Below are 14547 nucleotides of genomic sequence, written 5' to 3'. Positions count from 1 at the left end.
TAAGATGCGTATAAACACGCCTGTAAAATAGTCATCGGCACGGCAGGAAATTTGATTATGGCGAAAAGCGCAAGACAGGTCACACTTTAGAGAAGATTATTAAAGAAAGGCCAGCGGCAAAAACCGCTGGCAGAATAATTAGTTGTCGCCGAAATGGATGACGGTACGAATGGACTTTCCTTCGTGCATCAGATCGAATGCTTCATTGATCTGTTCCAGCGGCAGGCGATGGGTGATGAACGGATCGAGCTGAATTTTCCCGGCCATCGCATCTTCAACCATGCCCGGCAGTTGGGTGCGACCTTTCACGCCACCGAATGCCGAACCACGCCATACACGCCCCGTCACCAGCTGGAACGGACGCGTTTTGATCTCCTGACCTGCACCCGCCACGCCAATGATAACGCTCTCACCCCAGCCTTTATGGCAACATTCGAGGGCAGAACGCATCACGTCAACGTTACCAATGCATTCAAAGCTGAAATCGACACCACCGTCAGTCAGTTCAACAATGACGTCCTGAACCGGTTTTTCGTCATCTTTCGGGTTCACGAAATCGGTCGCCCCCATTTCACCCGCCAGCCGGAATTTCTCCGGATTGGTATCAACCGCGATGATACGACCGGCTTTTGCCTGTACCGCTCCCTGGATAACCGCCAGACCAATGCCACCGAGACCGAACACCGCAACGGTGTCGCCCTCTTTGACTTTCGCCGTGTTATGCACCGCGCCGATCCCGGTGGTCACACCGCAACCCAACAGGCAGACTTTGTCCAGCGGAGCCCGCGGGTTCACTTTTGCCAGCGAGATCTCCGCGCAGACGGTGTACTCACTGAAGGTACTGGTCCCCATGTAGTGATAAACCGGCTCACCGTTGTAAGAGAAACGGGTGGTACCGTCCGGCATCAGCCCTTTCCCCTGCGTCGCACGCACGGCCTGGCAGAGGTTGGTTTTACCGGATTTACAGAACTTACACTCGCCACATTCCGCAGTGTACAGCGGAATGACGTGATCGCCTGGCTTCAGGCTGGTCACACCCTCGCCCACTTCCACCACGATCCCACCGCCTTCATGGCCGAGCACTGCCGGGAATACGCCTTCAGGATCATCCCCTGACAGGGTGAATGCATCGGTATGACACACGCCGGTATGGGTAATTTTGATCAGCACTTCGCCTTTTTTCGGCGGTGCGACATCAATTTCAACGATTTTCAGTGGCTGGCCTGGGCCGAACGCGACAGCTGCGCGAGATTTCATAGTGTCTCTTCCCTTGTTGTGAGGTCTGTGGGTTTATTTTAGATAAGAGCGCAGTAAATGGCCGACTTCTGCCATCCGAACTGCCCGCTGATCCGGGGTTGTCTCCCCCGTCACCAGCTCATCTTTGAGGTGAATTTCGACCATCTCGCCCATCAGGCCATTGGCAGCACCGCGCACGGCGGCAATTTGCTGCAGGATAGCCAGACAGGGATCGCCTGATTCCAGCGCGCGCTCAAGCGCATCGACCTGCCCCCGAATGCGGCGAACGCGGGTCAGGATACGCTTTTTATCTTCGGGCGAATGCGGCATACGGCTCTCCTTAAGATACTATAGGGGGGTATAGTATTTGAGTTATTTGTTTATGTAAACCGTCCATTGCATCTGATATTCCCTTTCCCGCAAAATGCTGTAATATGCGATTTATTGCGACATTTTGCAGGATTAAAAGAAACATGCACAAAACCGCCAGGCAAAAATATGTCATTGATATTCTGAGTGAACAGGGCCAAGCCAGTATTACTGAGCTTGCAGAAAAGCTGCAGGTTTCTGCTGATACTATCCGCCGTGATTTGACCGACCTCGAAAAACAGGGTCTGGCACAGAAGAACCACGGCGGGGCTATCGCGCTTAATCTCCCGGCAATGGATCGCCAGGACAGAAATACGCTGCTGCCTGAAACCAAGCAACGTCTGGGAAAACGGGTGGCGGAAAGCGTCCCTGCCGGGTCGACGCTGTTTCTGGATGCCGGCAGCACGGTGATGGCGGTTGCGCGTTTTCTTAAGGGGCCATTGACGGTGATCACCCCCTCGCTGGATATCGCGCAGCATTTTAGCGACCGGGAAGATATCGGGCTGATCCTGCTCGGCGGAAAATGGGATCAGAAGCAGCGCCTGTTTGCCGGAAGTGCCACGCTATCCCTGCTGTCCCGCTACCGGGCGGACATTGCTATCCTCGGCGCGTGCGCCATTCACGCCCGGCTCGGCCTGAGCGCCAGCACAGAAGCCGATGCGGAAGTCAAACGAGCCATGCTGGCGGCAAGCCATGAACACTGGATCGTCGCCGACCATTTGAAATTAAACCACTGTGAACCGCATCTGGTTTGCGGGTTATCCGACATTCATCAACTGTTTTTAGACCGTCCCTGGGCAGAAGCCGGGGATACTGACGCATTGCAAATCACCCTTGCAGACGCGTAATAACGTGGAGAAGGTCATGAATAAAATGAAGACAATTAACATTGCACTGATCGGGTATGGATTTGTGGGTAAAACCTTCCATGCTCCGCTGATCCAGTCGGTTGAAGGACTTAAGCTGGCAGTGGTTTCTTCTCGCGATGAAGAAAAGGTCAAACGTGATATCCCGGATGTGACCGTTGTGGCGTCCCCCGAAGAGGCAATCCAGCATCCGGATGTTGACCTGGTGGTAATAGCCTCCCCTAACGCAACTCATGCGCCGCTGGCGACGCTTGCCCTCAACTCAGGCAAACATGTGGTGGTGGATAAACCATTCACCCTTGATATGCAGGAAGCACGCGACCTGATTGCCCTGGCTGATGAAAAGCAGCTGCTGCTCTCCGTCTTCCACAACCGCCGCTGGGACAGCGATTTCCTCGGTATTAAGCAGGTTATTGAACAAGGCAGTCTCGGTAAGATTAAACACCTTGAGTCACATATCGATCGTTTCCGCCCGGAAGTTCGCGTGCGCTGGAGAGAGCAAAACGTCCCGGGGAGTGGTTTGTGGTTTGACCTGGGGCCGCACCTGATCGACCAGACGCTGCAGCTCTTTGGCCTGCCTCAGTCCGTTCAGGGCAATATTGCGACACTGCGCGACGGCGCAGAAATTAATGACTGGGCACACGTTGTATTAAATTACCCGGAGCACAAGGTCATTCTGCATTGCAGCATGCTGGTTGCGGGCGGGACATCCCGTTTTACCGTCCACGGGGATAAAGGCAGCGTGGTAAAAGCCAGAATTGACCAACAGGAGGCGCAACTGCTGGCTGGCGTTATTCCAGGTAGCGAAAGCTGGGGGGAAGACAGCGACGATATGCTGCTGTTTGGTGCCAGCGGCGACGCGCAGGCGGTTAAAACCCCGAAAGGCGACCAGCGCCAGTATTACATCAATGTGCGCGATGCGCTGACAGGTAAGATCGATAACCCGGTTCATCCTGTTGAGGCATTAGCGGTCATGGCAGTGCTGGAGGCGGCAGTGAAATCATCAGAGACAGGGTCAACCCAGTCGCTGGAATTGACGCCAGAAGAACGCGCCCATCTGCAATAATCAGACGTGAAGGATGCCCTGCAGTTCACCGCAGGGCATAAAAATCATGGGGTCTGGCTTTTTTTCGGCATCATGCGCAGAAGCGTGTTGTCTTTCCAGAAGTAGTGATGCATCAGCGCCGCCAGTGCGTGCAGGCCAATGATAAAATACCCCAGATTGGCCAGCGTCACGTGCCACTCTTTCAGAACGTCCACCAGGTCAAAATTCGATTCCGCCGCGTACGGCATCACCATGCCAAAGGCAAACCAGTCATTACCACGGTTATACATCATCATAATACCCACCAACGGTAAGGCGATAAACAGCAGATAAACAACCAGATGCCCCAGATGGGATAACCCTGTCACCATCGCTTTAGGCTTCGGCTGGATCGGCGGTGAGCGGAATTTGAGGCGAACCAGCAGGCGCGTCACCATCAGCACCAGAATCGCGATACCGCACGAGGCGTGGATCATATTAATCAGGGGACGGGCGGTACGGGGGAAAAAGCCTCTGAACTCCATTGCACAGTAGGCCACGATAATTAACAGAAACACCAGCCAGTGAATGCTTATTTGCAGGCTTGTATATTTAGTGCGCATGTCATTTCCTGATAAAGAACAAATACAGCGCCAACATAACCAGCTTTCCCTAAAAATTCATTAACTTTTCTGCATGGTTTTTCAAATACTTCCCCAGGGATGAAGCATCTTCAATTGCCGCCATGCCCGTCATGGTCTAAGCCTGGATGAGTTCACACTGTCGCACCGACACGTTCACCAGGAGTAAACCATGAGTAAAATTGGTATTAACGGATTTGGACGCATTGGACGCCTTGTACTTCGTCGCCTTCTTGAAACCCGGGACAGCAACACCGTCGTTGCCATCAACGATCTCACCTCCCCTAAAGTTCTGGCCTATCTTCTCAGACATGATTCTAACTACGGCGGCTTTCCGTGGAGCGTTGATTTCACCGAAGATTCGCTGATTGTCGATGGCAAATCGATCGCGGTTTACGCCGAAAAAGAGGCTAAACATATTCCGTGGAAAGCGGCTGGGGTCGATATCGTCGTGGAATGCACCGGTTTTTATACTTCGGAAGAGAAATCCAGAGCCCATCTGGATGCAGGAGCCAGAAAAGTGCTGATCTCGGCCCCCGCAGGTGAGATGAAAACCATTGTGTTCAACGTCAACGACGACACCATCGATAGTCGCGATACGATCATTTCCGTCGCCTCCTGCACCACCAACTGCCTGGCTCCGCTGGCGAAAGCCCTGAACGACGCATTTGGTATCAACGTGGGTACCATGACCACCATTCACGCCTATACCGGTACTCAGGCGCTGGTGGATGGCCCGCGCGGGAAAGATCTTCGCGCCTCGCGCGCGGCGGCGGAAAATATCATCCCGCACACCACCGGGGCTGCAAAGGCCATTGGTCTGGTGATCCCGGCCCTCAGCGGCAAACTGAAAGGTCATGCGCAGCGCGTCCCGGTCAAGACCGGTTCCGTGACTGAGCTGGTTTCTGTCCTGAACAAAAAGGTCACCGTCGAGGAGATTCATCAGGCGCTGAAACGGGCCACGGAAAACAATGAATCCTTCGGTTATACCGATGAAGAGATTGTCTCTTCCGATGTGATCGGCTCTCACTTTGGGTCAGTATTTGATGCCACCCAGACAGAAGTGACGGATGCGGGTGACGTGCAACTGGTCAAAACCGTCGCCTGGTACGACAACGAATACGGGTTTGTCACACAGCTGGTGCGTACGCTGGATAAGTATGCCGCGCTGTAACTCAACATCCCCTCTCTGCTGAGAGGGGAATCTTCAGAGCAGTGAACGGCTGGCGAGGGCATCGGTCAGGATCGCGTCCTCGCGCAAGGTACGCCACGCGACGTCGACGTCTGAAGGAAATTCAACATGGGCGATAAAATCTCGCCCTGCCGGGCCGTAGCCGTTAATGTCGTCATGCAGGCGCGGGAGCTCACCCAGCACCAGCGACAAATAACGTTCAACAGGCCAAAGGCCTTCATTCCCGCCCCGCAAGACCAGACCATCATCGCTATTTTGCAACACCGGCGTTACGCCGGGATGGCTTACCCACATCGGTGATACAGGCTCGTCCCGACACACACGTGCAAAAGTCGCCATAGTGCGTCGCTGCATGGTAGGGTCCTGAACCACCAGCACGCGTTCAGCGGCCAGACGGTGGCGTTTTATCATCTCCCGGCTAAAGCGGGCGTTCTCACCACAGTTGGTTGACTGATCTTCCACCAGAATCCGTTCCGCAGGGATATTCCAGAACTCACGCGCGATATCCGCCAGAATGGCGGCTTCAGCGCGCCCAGCGGTGGGAAGCGTGTTATAGCGGGGATGGCGCGCAATCGCGGCATACAAAAAAGAGGTGGAGTGGCCGATACCACCACTGATAAGCAGCGGAACACCCTGCTCTGCCGCCACGCGACAGGCAGCGTCGATAGTCGGAATAACCGCATTTCCCGCCAGAATGACAAGATCAACGGACTGATCGTTCTGCAGATCGTCCTGCGCCAGCCACTCTCCCACAATGTTAATGGCATGGCGTGTGGCGTCGGGTAAACAAGGGAAACGTGCCCGTGTCATAGTGATATCCTTACAGTGTTTGGGTCAGAGTACTGCGCACATCGTGGCTGAACAGGAGATATCTCCGAAAGCCGACATCCCCGTCACCCCGGCAGATTGCCATCTTTCTGGAATAATCAAAAACAGCCGGGCTAACCTGCATTTTATGCTTTCGATTAACCATCATACAAAACATTACGCCACTCACCTCCAGTGAAAAAGCACCGATTGCTGATTATTTCATCGTGACCCTGTCAGCGCTCGTTTTTCATTAACTTTTCCACTTACATATGATTAACATGAATGAATCATATTCATTTGAACTCTGTTTTACGTCAGACGCTGAATCATCGGACACCAGGTAGTAGGCCAGGAAACGCTTTAAGACAAGCCTGAAACTAAGGAGTCAATCTGTGCAACAACAATGGTCTGTAGTCGATAATTACATGATTTCTTCGCTCATTCCTCAGGATGAGGTTCTCCAGCAGGTTCTCGAAAACAACAAACGTGCCGGTTTACCTGAGCACGACGTTGCCGCTAATCAGGGGCAGCTTCTGGCCCTCTTTGTCCGTATGACACAGGCAAGACGCATTCTGGAGATTGGCACGCTGGGTGCTTACAGCGCCATCTGGATGGCTCGCGCCCTGCCGGCTGACGGGAAGCTGATGACACTCGAAGCTGACCCGGTACATGCTGAGGTGGCACGCACGAATATCCAGCTGGCGGGGCTTAATGAGCGCATTGAACTGACAGAAGGTCCGGCGCTCAAATCCCTCGAACAATTTGGCGATATTCCCCCGTTTGACCTGATTTTTATTGATGCCGATAAACCAAACAATCCCGGCTACCTTGAGTGGGCACTGTACTACTCGCGTCCGGGCACGTTGATTATCGGTGATAACGTCGTGCGCGACGGCGAAGTCATTAACGGCCAAAGTGATGACGCACGCGTACAGGGCGTACGGCGGTTTATTGAGATGACGGGAGATAATCCACGTCTTACTGCCACAGCGCTGCAAACGGTAGGTCTGAAGGGGTGGGATGGCTTTACGCTGGCAATAGTGAACGGATGAACATGTGTGCCGGAGGGTTCCCCTCGCCCCAGAGGGGTGAGGGAATTGTGCACTGCCCGATTACTTTACGGGGGAACCCTCATCCCACCGGGAGAGGGATTCCCGGGTAACTGCTACGCTGAAACCTGCTCCATTGCCTGCAAAATACGTTTATCCGAAATCGGATATGGCGTTCCCAGCTGCTGAGCGAAGAAGCTGACGCGCAGCTCTTCAATCATCCAGCGGATCGCCTGCACGTCTTCATCTTCGCGGCGCGCCGGAGGTAACTTGTTCAGCCACTGCTGCCACGTCTGCTGAACGCTCTCCACTTTCAGCATCTGCGCGCGGTCACGATGTGGGTCGATGGCCATTTTCTCCAGACGTTTTTCTATCGCCTGCAGGTAACGCAGGGTGTCACCCAGACGTTTAAAGCCATTGCCGGTAACAAACCCACGGTAAACCAGCCCCGCCATCTGAGCTTTCACATCCGATAGCCCAAGCGCCATCGTCATATCCACGCGCCCTTTCAGGCGTTTGTTGATGTTGAACACGGTTGTCAGGATCTGCTCGACCTGTTTAGCAATTTCCACGACGGTGTCGTTCAGCTCTGCCCGCACCTTATCGTGCAGCGTGGCAAACGCCTCTTCCGACCAGACCGGGCCACCCGCCTCGTTAATCAGCTTATCCACGCCGCAGGAGATACAGTCGTCGATAAGATCCAGCACCTTGCCGTACGGGTTAAAGTACAGACCCAGTTTGGCTTTGTTCGGTAACTTCTCGTGCAGATACTTGATCGGCGACGGGATGTTGAGCAGCAGCAAACGACGCAGCCCGCGCCACATCATTTGCTGTTGTTCCTGCGGATTATCGAACAGCTTGATCGCCACGCTGTCACGCTCATCCACCAGTGCTGGCCAGGCCTTCACTTTATAGTTGCCGCGTTTCTGCTCGTAGCTTTCCGGCAGTTGACCAAAACTCCAGATGTGCAACCCGCTCTGCTCGATACCGTCATCCGCGACGGCAGAGAGTGTTTCCTGAACTTTGCCTTTCAGGGCATCTTTCAGTTCGGTTAGCGAACGGCCTTCCTGCAGTTTTTTGTTTTTATCGTCCACCACGCGGAAACTGATTTTCAGGTGATCGGGTACCTGATCCCAGTTCCAGTCATCGCGATCGATAGTGGTGCCGGTCATACGCCTGAATTCACGTTCAAGAGAATCCAGCAGCGGCAGCTCCAGCGGCGTCACGCGGCCTAAAAATGCTTCGGCATAGTTCGGCGCAGGAACAAAGTTACGGCGCACCGGTTTTGGCAGCGATTTAATCAACGCAATCACCAGCTCGCGGCGCAGGCCGGGGATCTGCCACTCAAACCCGCTCTCTTCCACCTGGTTTAACAACGGCAACGGGATATGCACCGTTACACCATCGGCATCCGTTCCCGGTTCAAACTGATAGGTCAGTCGCAGCTTGAGGTTGCCCTGGTGCCAGAAGTTCGGGTAATCGAGCTTACTGACCGACTCCGCCCCTTCCTTGATCAACATGCTCTTCTCAAAGTTGAGCAGGTCAGGCGTCTCTTTGCTGACTTTCTTCCACCAGTTGTCGAAATGACGGGCAGAAATCACATCGTGGCTGATGCGCTGGTCGTAAAACTCGAACAGTGCTTCATCGTCCACCAGAATGTCGCGGCGACGGGATTTATGCTCAAGTTCTTCAACTTCAGCACGCAGCTTAAGGTTTTCACGGAAGAACGCGTGGCGCGTCTGCCAGTCGCCTTCAACTAGCGCATGACGAATAAACAGCTCGCGGCACAGCGCCGGGTCAATCTGGCTGTAGTTAACCTTACGCGCCGCCACTACCGGCAGGCCATAAACGGTCACTTTTTCGGTCGCCATGACCGCGCCCTGCGCCCGCTCCCAGTGCGGTTCACTGTAAGCGCGCTTCAGCAGATGCTGAGCAACCGGCTCAACCCATTCAGGATCGATACGGGCAGCAATACGCCCCCACAGACGGCTGGTTTCCACCAGTTCGGCCACCATGGTCCACTTCGGCGGTTTTTTGAATAAACCAGAGCCAGGGAAGATGGAGAAACGGGCGTTACGTGCGCCGGTAAACTCCTGTTTTTCGGCATCTTTCATCCCGATATGGGACAGCAGACCGGTCAACAGCGCGATATGTATTTCACGGTATTCAGCCGGTTCGCTGTTCACCGGAATACCCAGTTCTTTCACCACCTGGCGCAGCTGAGTGTAGATATCCTGCCACTCGCGCACGCGCAGGTAGTTAAGGAAATCCACACGACACTGGCGGCGGAACTGATTCGACGACAGCGCTTTCTGCTGCTCGCCGAGGTAGTTCCACAGGTTCACAAAGGCGAGGAAATCGGATTCTTTATCGTGGAAGCGACGATGTTTCTCATCAGACGCTTGCTGTTTATCCATCGGCCGCTCGCGCGGATCCTGAATGGAAAGCGCCGAAGTGATGATCATCGCCTCGCGCACACAGCCGTGTTTCTGCGCTTCCAGCACCATACGTGCCAGACGCGGGTCAACCGGCAGCTGGCTGAGCTGACGCCCCTGCGGGGTCAGTTTATACGCCGTTGCCTGTTCGTCAGTGGTGATGGCTCCTAACTCTTCCAGAAGGCGCACGCCGTCCTGAATGTTGCGTTTATCCGGTGCTTCCACAAACGGGAACGCGGCGATATCACCCAGCCCCAGCGCGGTCATCTGCAGGATGACGGACGCCAGGTTGGTACGCAGGATCTCCGGGTCGGTAAACTCCGGGCGCGACAGGAAATCGTCCTCGGAATAGAGGCGAATACAAATCCCTTCCGATACACGGCCGCAACGCCCTTTACGCTGATTTGCAGAGGCCTGTGAAACCGGCTCAATCGGCAGACGCTGAACTTTGGTGCGGTAACTGTAGCGGCTGATACGCGCCGTACCCGGGTCGATGACATATTTAATGCCCGGTACGGTCAGCGAGGTTTCCGCCACGTTGGTTGCCAGCACGATGCGACGCCCGCTGTGCGCCTGGAACACACGGTTCTGTTCACTGTTCGACAGGCGTGCGTACAACGGCAGGATCTCTGTATGGCGCAGGTCGCGCTTGCTGAGCGCATCAGCGGTATCGCGAATTTCACGCTCGCCGCTCATAAAGATCAGGATATCGCCCGCGCTTTCGTTCCCCAGCTCATCGACGGCATCGAAAATAGCCTGCAACTGGTCGCGCTCGGTATCATCCGCCTCTTCAACAATCGGGCGATAACGCACTTCCACCGGGAAAGTACGGCCAGAAACTTCGATAATCGGTGCATTGTTGAAATGCTTCGAGAAACGTTCCGGGTCGATGGTCGCGGAAGTAATGATGATTTTCAGATCCGGGCGACGTGGCAGCAGCTCTTTCAGGTAGCCGAGCAGGAAATCGATATTCAGGCTGCGTTCATGCGCTTCATCGATGATGATGGTGTCGTACTGCATCAGCAGCCTGTCCTGCTGGATTTCGGCCAGCAGAATACCGTCGGTCATCAGCTTGACCATGGTGTTATCGCTAACGTGATCGCTGAATCGCACCTTGTAACCAATGCAACCGCCCGGCTCCGTTTGCAGCTCTTCGGCAATACGGTTCGCCACGGTACGCGCCGCCAGACGACGCGGCTGCGTATGACCAATCAGCCCTTTCACACCGCGCCCCAGCTCCATGCAAATTTTCGGCAACTGGGTGGTTTTCCCGGAACCCGTTTCCCCCGCGACAATCACCACCTGGTGGTCGCGCACGGCGTTAAGGATGTCCTGTTTTTTCTGGCTGACAGGCAGGTTTTCCGGGTAGGTGATATCCGGACGTGCGGCTTCGCGCAGCACAACTTTCCCTGCTGCCTGTTCAATCTCTTTCGCCATCTCCTGGTAAATGGCCTGTTGTGCATCAGGATTTTTAACCTTCTTGACCCCGTGCAGACGGCGGGCAAACCGCTGTTTGTCGCGCAGCATCAACGAATCAAGCTGCTGCAGGAGCATCGGGAAGGTTAATTTTTGTTGTTCTGTCATAGCGTTAACGGGCAGTGCTCTGCCGGGTAAAATCTCATTTTAATGATTGCTATAGAGTACCACATTGGCGCCTTCAGTGCCTTATTCAAAAAATTCGAACATAGACTTCGATATATTGCGCTATCTCTGCGACAGGATTGTGAATAAAGTGTCAACAAGCAACGGGGCACCCCCCTTCAATCAAATGCAAAACAGGAATCACCCATGAGCAAAGTATTAGTTTTGAAATCCAGTATTCTGGCAGGGTACTCTCAGTCTGGTCAGTTGTCTGATTACTTCGTTGAGCAGTGGCGTGAACAGCATCCTGCTGATGAAATCACCGTACGTGACCTGGCTGCCCGCCCAATTCCTGTGCTGGATGGCGAACTGGTTGGCGCGCTGCGTCCAGGCGACACCCCACTGACCTCACGTCAGCAGGAAGCGCTGGCTCTCTCTGATGAGCTGATTGCTGAACTGCAGGCGCACGACGTCATCGTGATCAACGCCCCAATGTACAACTTCAACATTTCAACTCAGTTGAAGAACTACTTCGACCTGGTAGCGCGTGCAGGCGTAACCTTCCGTTACACCGAGAATGGCCCAGAAGGTCTGGTTAAAGGTAAACGTGCTGTGGTTCTGACCAGCCGTGGCGGTATTCACAAAGATACCCCAACTGACCTGGTTACACCGTACCTGAGCGTCTTCCTGGGCTTCATCGGCATCACCGACGTGAACTTCGTGTTCGCCGAAGGTATCGCTTACGGCCCGGAAATGGCGACCAAAGCGCAGTCTGATGCGAAAGCCGCTATCGATGATTTCGTAGCCGCCTAAGATTTCCCCCTCTCACCGCCTGGTGAGAGGGTTTTTCTTTTTCCCGCCATTTCGTTATTATCCGCACCCACTCTCCTGTCGGGCTGCCTGATGTCTGCGATTATTGATACTTTTATTGCCCCGCCGTGCTTTGCGGAAATAGAGATCCTCTGGCAGGATGACGACCTTATACTGATCAACAAACCTTCAGGGTTGTTGAGCCTCTCAGGTAAAAACCCGCAAAACCTCGATTCTGTACACTACCGCCTGGTACAGGCCTTCCCCGGCTGCACGCTGGTGCATCGTCTTGATTTCGGCACCTCCGGGCTGATGGTGATTGCCCGTAATAAGGCGATCAATGCCGCGCTCTGCCATCAGTTCAGCCAGCGCGCCATCAACAAGGTTTACACGGCTCTGCTCTGTGGGCATGTGGATAACAACGAGGGGGTCATTGATGCACCGATTGCCAAAGATCCGGCGCTGTTCCCGCTAATGTCGATTTGCGCCATCAACGGCAAACCTGCCCGCTCCCATTATCGGGTGGTAGAGCGAATGTTTCAGGAACAGGAAGACGGAACGGTGTTACCGTTGACGCGCGTGCAGCTTACCCCGGAGACCGGGCGAACCCATCAACTACGCATTCACTGCCAGCAGTTAGGTCACCCGATTATCGGTTGCGATTTGTATGGTGGTCTTGAATGGCCGGGTACCGAACAGACGCCCCGGCTCATGCTGCACGCAAGCGGGCTGGATTTTGTTCATCCGGTGAGCGGAAAAGCGATCAACGCCCGTCACGACGCACCATTCTGAACGTTGCTTACCACATCAAATCATCAGGGATTTTGAAGTCTGCGTACGGATCGTCTTCATCCTGCTCTTCCTGGCTCAGCGCGCTGTTCAAAACAATACTTTCCGCATCACGCTGGGCGATTTTATCCGCCACCACTGCCGGGATAATCGCGTATTCACAATCACCGTTAGCGTTAATCACCAGGCGCGCAATGGCCAGACGACCATTAATCAACTGGGTTTGCGTCTGCTTATCGACGTCGATTTTTTTGATCAGATTACCGTCGGTGAAGTTAAAGGTGATCGTGCCTTTTGAAACGGTAATACGGTTCATTTCAATCAGCTGCTTCACCTGCGCTTTGAACTCTTTTGCAAGCACGGCCTGTTTTTGCTGTTCGCTGAGCTGCTTGTCACGTTCAATCTGCGCTTTCTTGTTCTCTTCCACAGCCTCTCTCGCCTCGCGAGCCTGTACGCGGGATTTTTTTGCCGTGCGCTGGACTTTAGCCATTTTCTTGCTGGTCACTAAGCCCGCTTTCAGCATCTGCTCTTGTAAGGTGAGTTTTGTCATGTTCGTTTCTAAACCGGTTGGAAATTTTGGCAATTATACCGGGAATTAGCGAGGGTGTACCAGACTGGCCGAACGTTAGTCCTTTTCACCGTGTATGAAGATAGCTCATGTTGCATTGAAATTAAGTCACTTCCCCTGCGCCACTGGCTAAGGCATAAATGATGTATTGATAACTTCCTGGCAACATGAACTTAGGATGCATAACCACAATGAATAAAAATTTTACATTCACCCTTAAGCGCAGTTGCTTCGATGAGAACTATAACCCTTCAGAAAATACGCGTACTACGACCAATTTTGCCAACTTAGCGCGCGGTGAAAAGCGTCAGGAAAATCTGCGTAATACGCTGGTGATGATTAACAACCGTTTTAATGCATTAGCACGCTGGGATAACCCTAAATCCGACCGTTATTCGGTCGAGCTTGAAATTGTTTCTGTTGATATGAATGTTGGTGACGACAATAGCTTCCCGGCAATTGAAATACTGCAAACGTTCATTGTCGACAAAGAAACCAACGAGCGTGTTGAAGGCATTGTCGGGAATAATTTTTCTTCATACGTACGCGACTATGACTTCAGCGTATTGCTGCTCGATCACAATAAAGATCAATCCAGGTTCAGCATCCCACATAACTTTGGTGATTTGCATGGCAACATCTTTAAGCACTTTACACAATCCGCTGAATACCAGCAGAACTTCAAAAAGCCGCCAGTGATCTGCCTGAGTGTCTCCAGTAAAGATATCTACCACCGCACAGGTAACTCCCACCCGGTGTTGGGTATTGAGTATCAGCCAGAGGGGTCATCATTGACTGAGCAGTACTTCGGTAAAATGGGGCTGAAGGTTCGTTATTTCATGCCTGAAAACAGCGCAGCACCTTTTGCCTTTTATTATTCCGGCGATTTGCTTGCCGATTACACCAATCTTGAACTGATCGGAACCATCAGTACGATGGAGACATTTCAAAAGATTTATCGTCCGGAAATTTATAATGCGAACTCGGCGGCAGGACAATGCTATCAGCCGGATTTGAATCAACAGGATCATTCATTAACAAAAATTGTTTACGACCGGGAAGAACGTAGCCAGCTCGCTATTCAGCAGGGCAAGTTTACGGAAGAGCAATTTATTAAGCCCTACAAACACATTCTTGAGCAGTGGTCTCATAACTTCACGCTGTGATTAATCAATAT

Annotated in this window: 13 protein-coding genes; 7 read left to right on the top strand and 6 right to left on the bottom strand. The window is 53.3% G+C overall.

Translation table 11 applies throughout. The features are described 5' to 3' along the window. Window positions 1-138: 138 nt before the first annotated feature. Window positions 139-1257: an S-(hydroxymethyl)glutathione dehydrogenase/class III alcohol dehydrogenase gene (locus tag HV318_RS02315; protein WP_182271366.1), complete on the bottom strand. Its 1119-nt coding sequence runs from the start codon at window positions 1255-1257 to the stop codon at window positions 139-141. A 33-nt stretch (window positions 1258-1290) separates the two neighbouring features. Next, the gene (locus HV318_RS02310) at window positions 1291-1566 is read right to left on the bottom strand and encodes a metal/formaldehyde-sensitive transcriptional repressor (RefSeq protein WP_003857256.1); all 276 of its coding nucleotides are present in this window, start codon (window positions 1564-1566) and stop codon (window positions 1291-1293) included. A gap of 143 nt (window positions 1567-1709) precedes the next feature. Between HV318_RS02310 and HV318_RS02305 the strand changes: the two genes are divergently transcribed. Then, window positions 1710-2453: a DeoR/GlpR family DNA-binding transcription regulator gene (locus tag HV318_RS02305; RefSeq protein WP_182271365.1), complete on the top strand. Its 744-nt coding sequence runs from the start codon at window positions 1710-1712 to the stop codon at window positions 2451-2453. A 16-nt stretch (window positions 2454-2469) separates the two neighbouring features. After that, complete coding sequence (locus HV318_RS02300; protein WP_182271364.1) at window positions 2470-3537, top strand: oxidoreductase; 1068 nt, start codon at window positions 2470-2472, stop codon at window positions 3535-3537. 44 nt (window positions 3538-3581) lie between these two features. Here HV318_RS02300 and cybB read toward each other — a convergent pair whose 3' ends face one another. Then, window positions 3582-4118 carry a cytochrome b561 gene (gene cybB / locus HV318_RS02295; RefSeq protein ID WP_182271363.1) on the bottom strand — a complete coding sequence of 179 codons (537 nt, stop codon included), beginning with the start codon at window positions 4116-4118 and terminating at the stop codon, window positions 3582-3584. A 190-nt stretch (window positions 4119-4308) separates the two neighbouring features. Between cybB and gap the strand changes: the two genes are divergently transcribed. Then, a complete protein-coding gene (gene gap, locus HV318_RS02290) occupies window positions 4309-5310 on the top strand; it encodes a type I glyceraldehyde-3-phosphate dehydrogenase (RefSeq protein ID WP_182271362.1) in 1002 nt (333 codons plus the stop codon). A gap of 33 nt (window positions 5311-5343) precedes the next feature. Here the strand turns inward: gap and HV318_RS02285 are convergent, their stop codons facing one another. Further along, window positions 5344-6138, bottom strand: a complete 795-nt coding sequence (locus tag HV318_RS02285) for a YdcF family protein (RefSeq protein WP_182271361.1) — start codon at window positions 6136-6138, stop codon at window positions 5344-5346. A gap of 425 nt (window positions 6139-6563) precedes the next feature. Between HV318_RS02285 and HV318_RS02280 the strand changes: the two genes are divergently transcribed. After that, window positions 6564-7190 carry an O-methyltransferase gene (locus HV318_RS02280; RefSeq protein WP_182274509.1) on the top strand — a complete coding sequence of 209 codons (627 nt, stop codon included), beginning with the start codon at window positions 6564-6566 and terminating at the stop codon, window positions 7188-7190. A gap of 113 nt (window positions 7191-7303) precedes the next feature. On the opposite strand, the gene hrpA is transcribed toward HV318_RS02280, so the two are convergent. Continuing rightward, window positions 7304-11206: an ATP-dependent RNA helicase HrpA gene (hrpA, locus tag HV318_RS02275; protein WP_182271360.1), complete on the bottom strand. Its 3903-nt coding sequence runs from the start codon at window positions 11204-11206 to the stop codon at window positions 7304-7306. Between the two features lie 204 nt (window positions 11207-11410). On the opposite strand from hrpA, the gene azoR reads away from it, so the two are divergent. Then, on the top strand, window positions 11411-12016 hold the full coding sequence (gene azoR / locus HV318_RS02270) for an FMN-dependent NADH-azoreductase (RefSeq protein WP_182271359.1): 606 nt from the start codon (window positions 11411-11413) through the stop codon (window positions 12014-12016). Window positions 12017-12106: 90 nt separating this feature from the next. Further along, window positions 12107-12805, top strand: coding sequence for an RluA family pseudouridine synthase (locus tag HV318_RS02265; protein ID WP_182271358.1), 699 nt, complete (start codon window positions 12107-12109; stop codon window positions 12803-12805). A gap of 7 nt (window positions 12806-12812) precedes the next feature. Here HV318_RS02265 and HV318_RS02260 read toward each other — a convergent pair whose 3' ends face one another. Continuing rightward, on the bottom strand, window positions 12813-13352 hold the full coding sequence (locus tag HV318_RS02260) for a DUF2058 domain-containing protein (RefSeq protein WP_182271357.1): 540 nt from the start codon (window positions 13350-13352) through the stop codon (window positions 12813-12815). A 209-nt stretch (window positions 13353-13561) separates the two neighbouring features. On the opposite strand from HV318_RS02260, the gene HV318_RS02255 reads away from it, so the two are divergent. Further along, on the top strand, window positions 13562-14536 hold the full coding sequence (locus HV318_RS02255) for a DUF1852 domain-containing protein (protein WP_182271356.1): 975 nt from the start codon (window positions 13562-13564) through the stop codon (window positions 14534-14536). The last annotated feature ends 11 nt before the right edge of the window (window positions 14537-14547 follow it).

This window comes from Enterobacter sp. RHBSTW-00901 (assembly GCF_014103115.1).
GTDB classification, from domain to species: domain Bacteria; phylum Pseudomonadota; class Gammaproteobacteria; order Enterobacterales; family Enterobacteriaceae; genus Enterobacter; species Enterobacter cloacae_P.
This window is presented reverse-complemented; position numbering and strand designations above follow the sequence as displayed.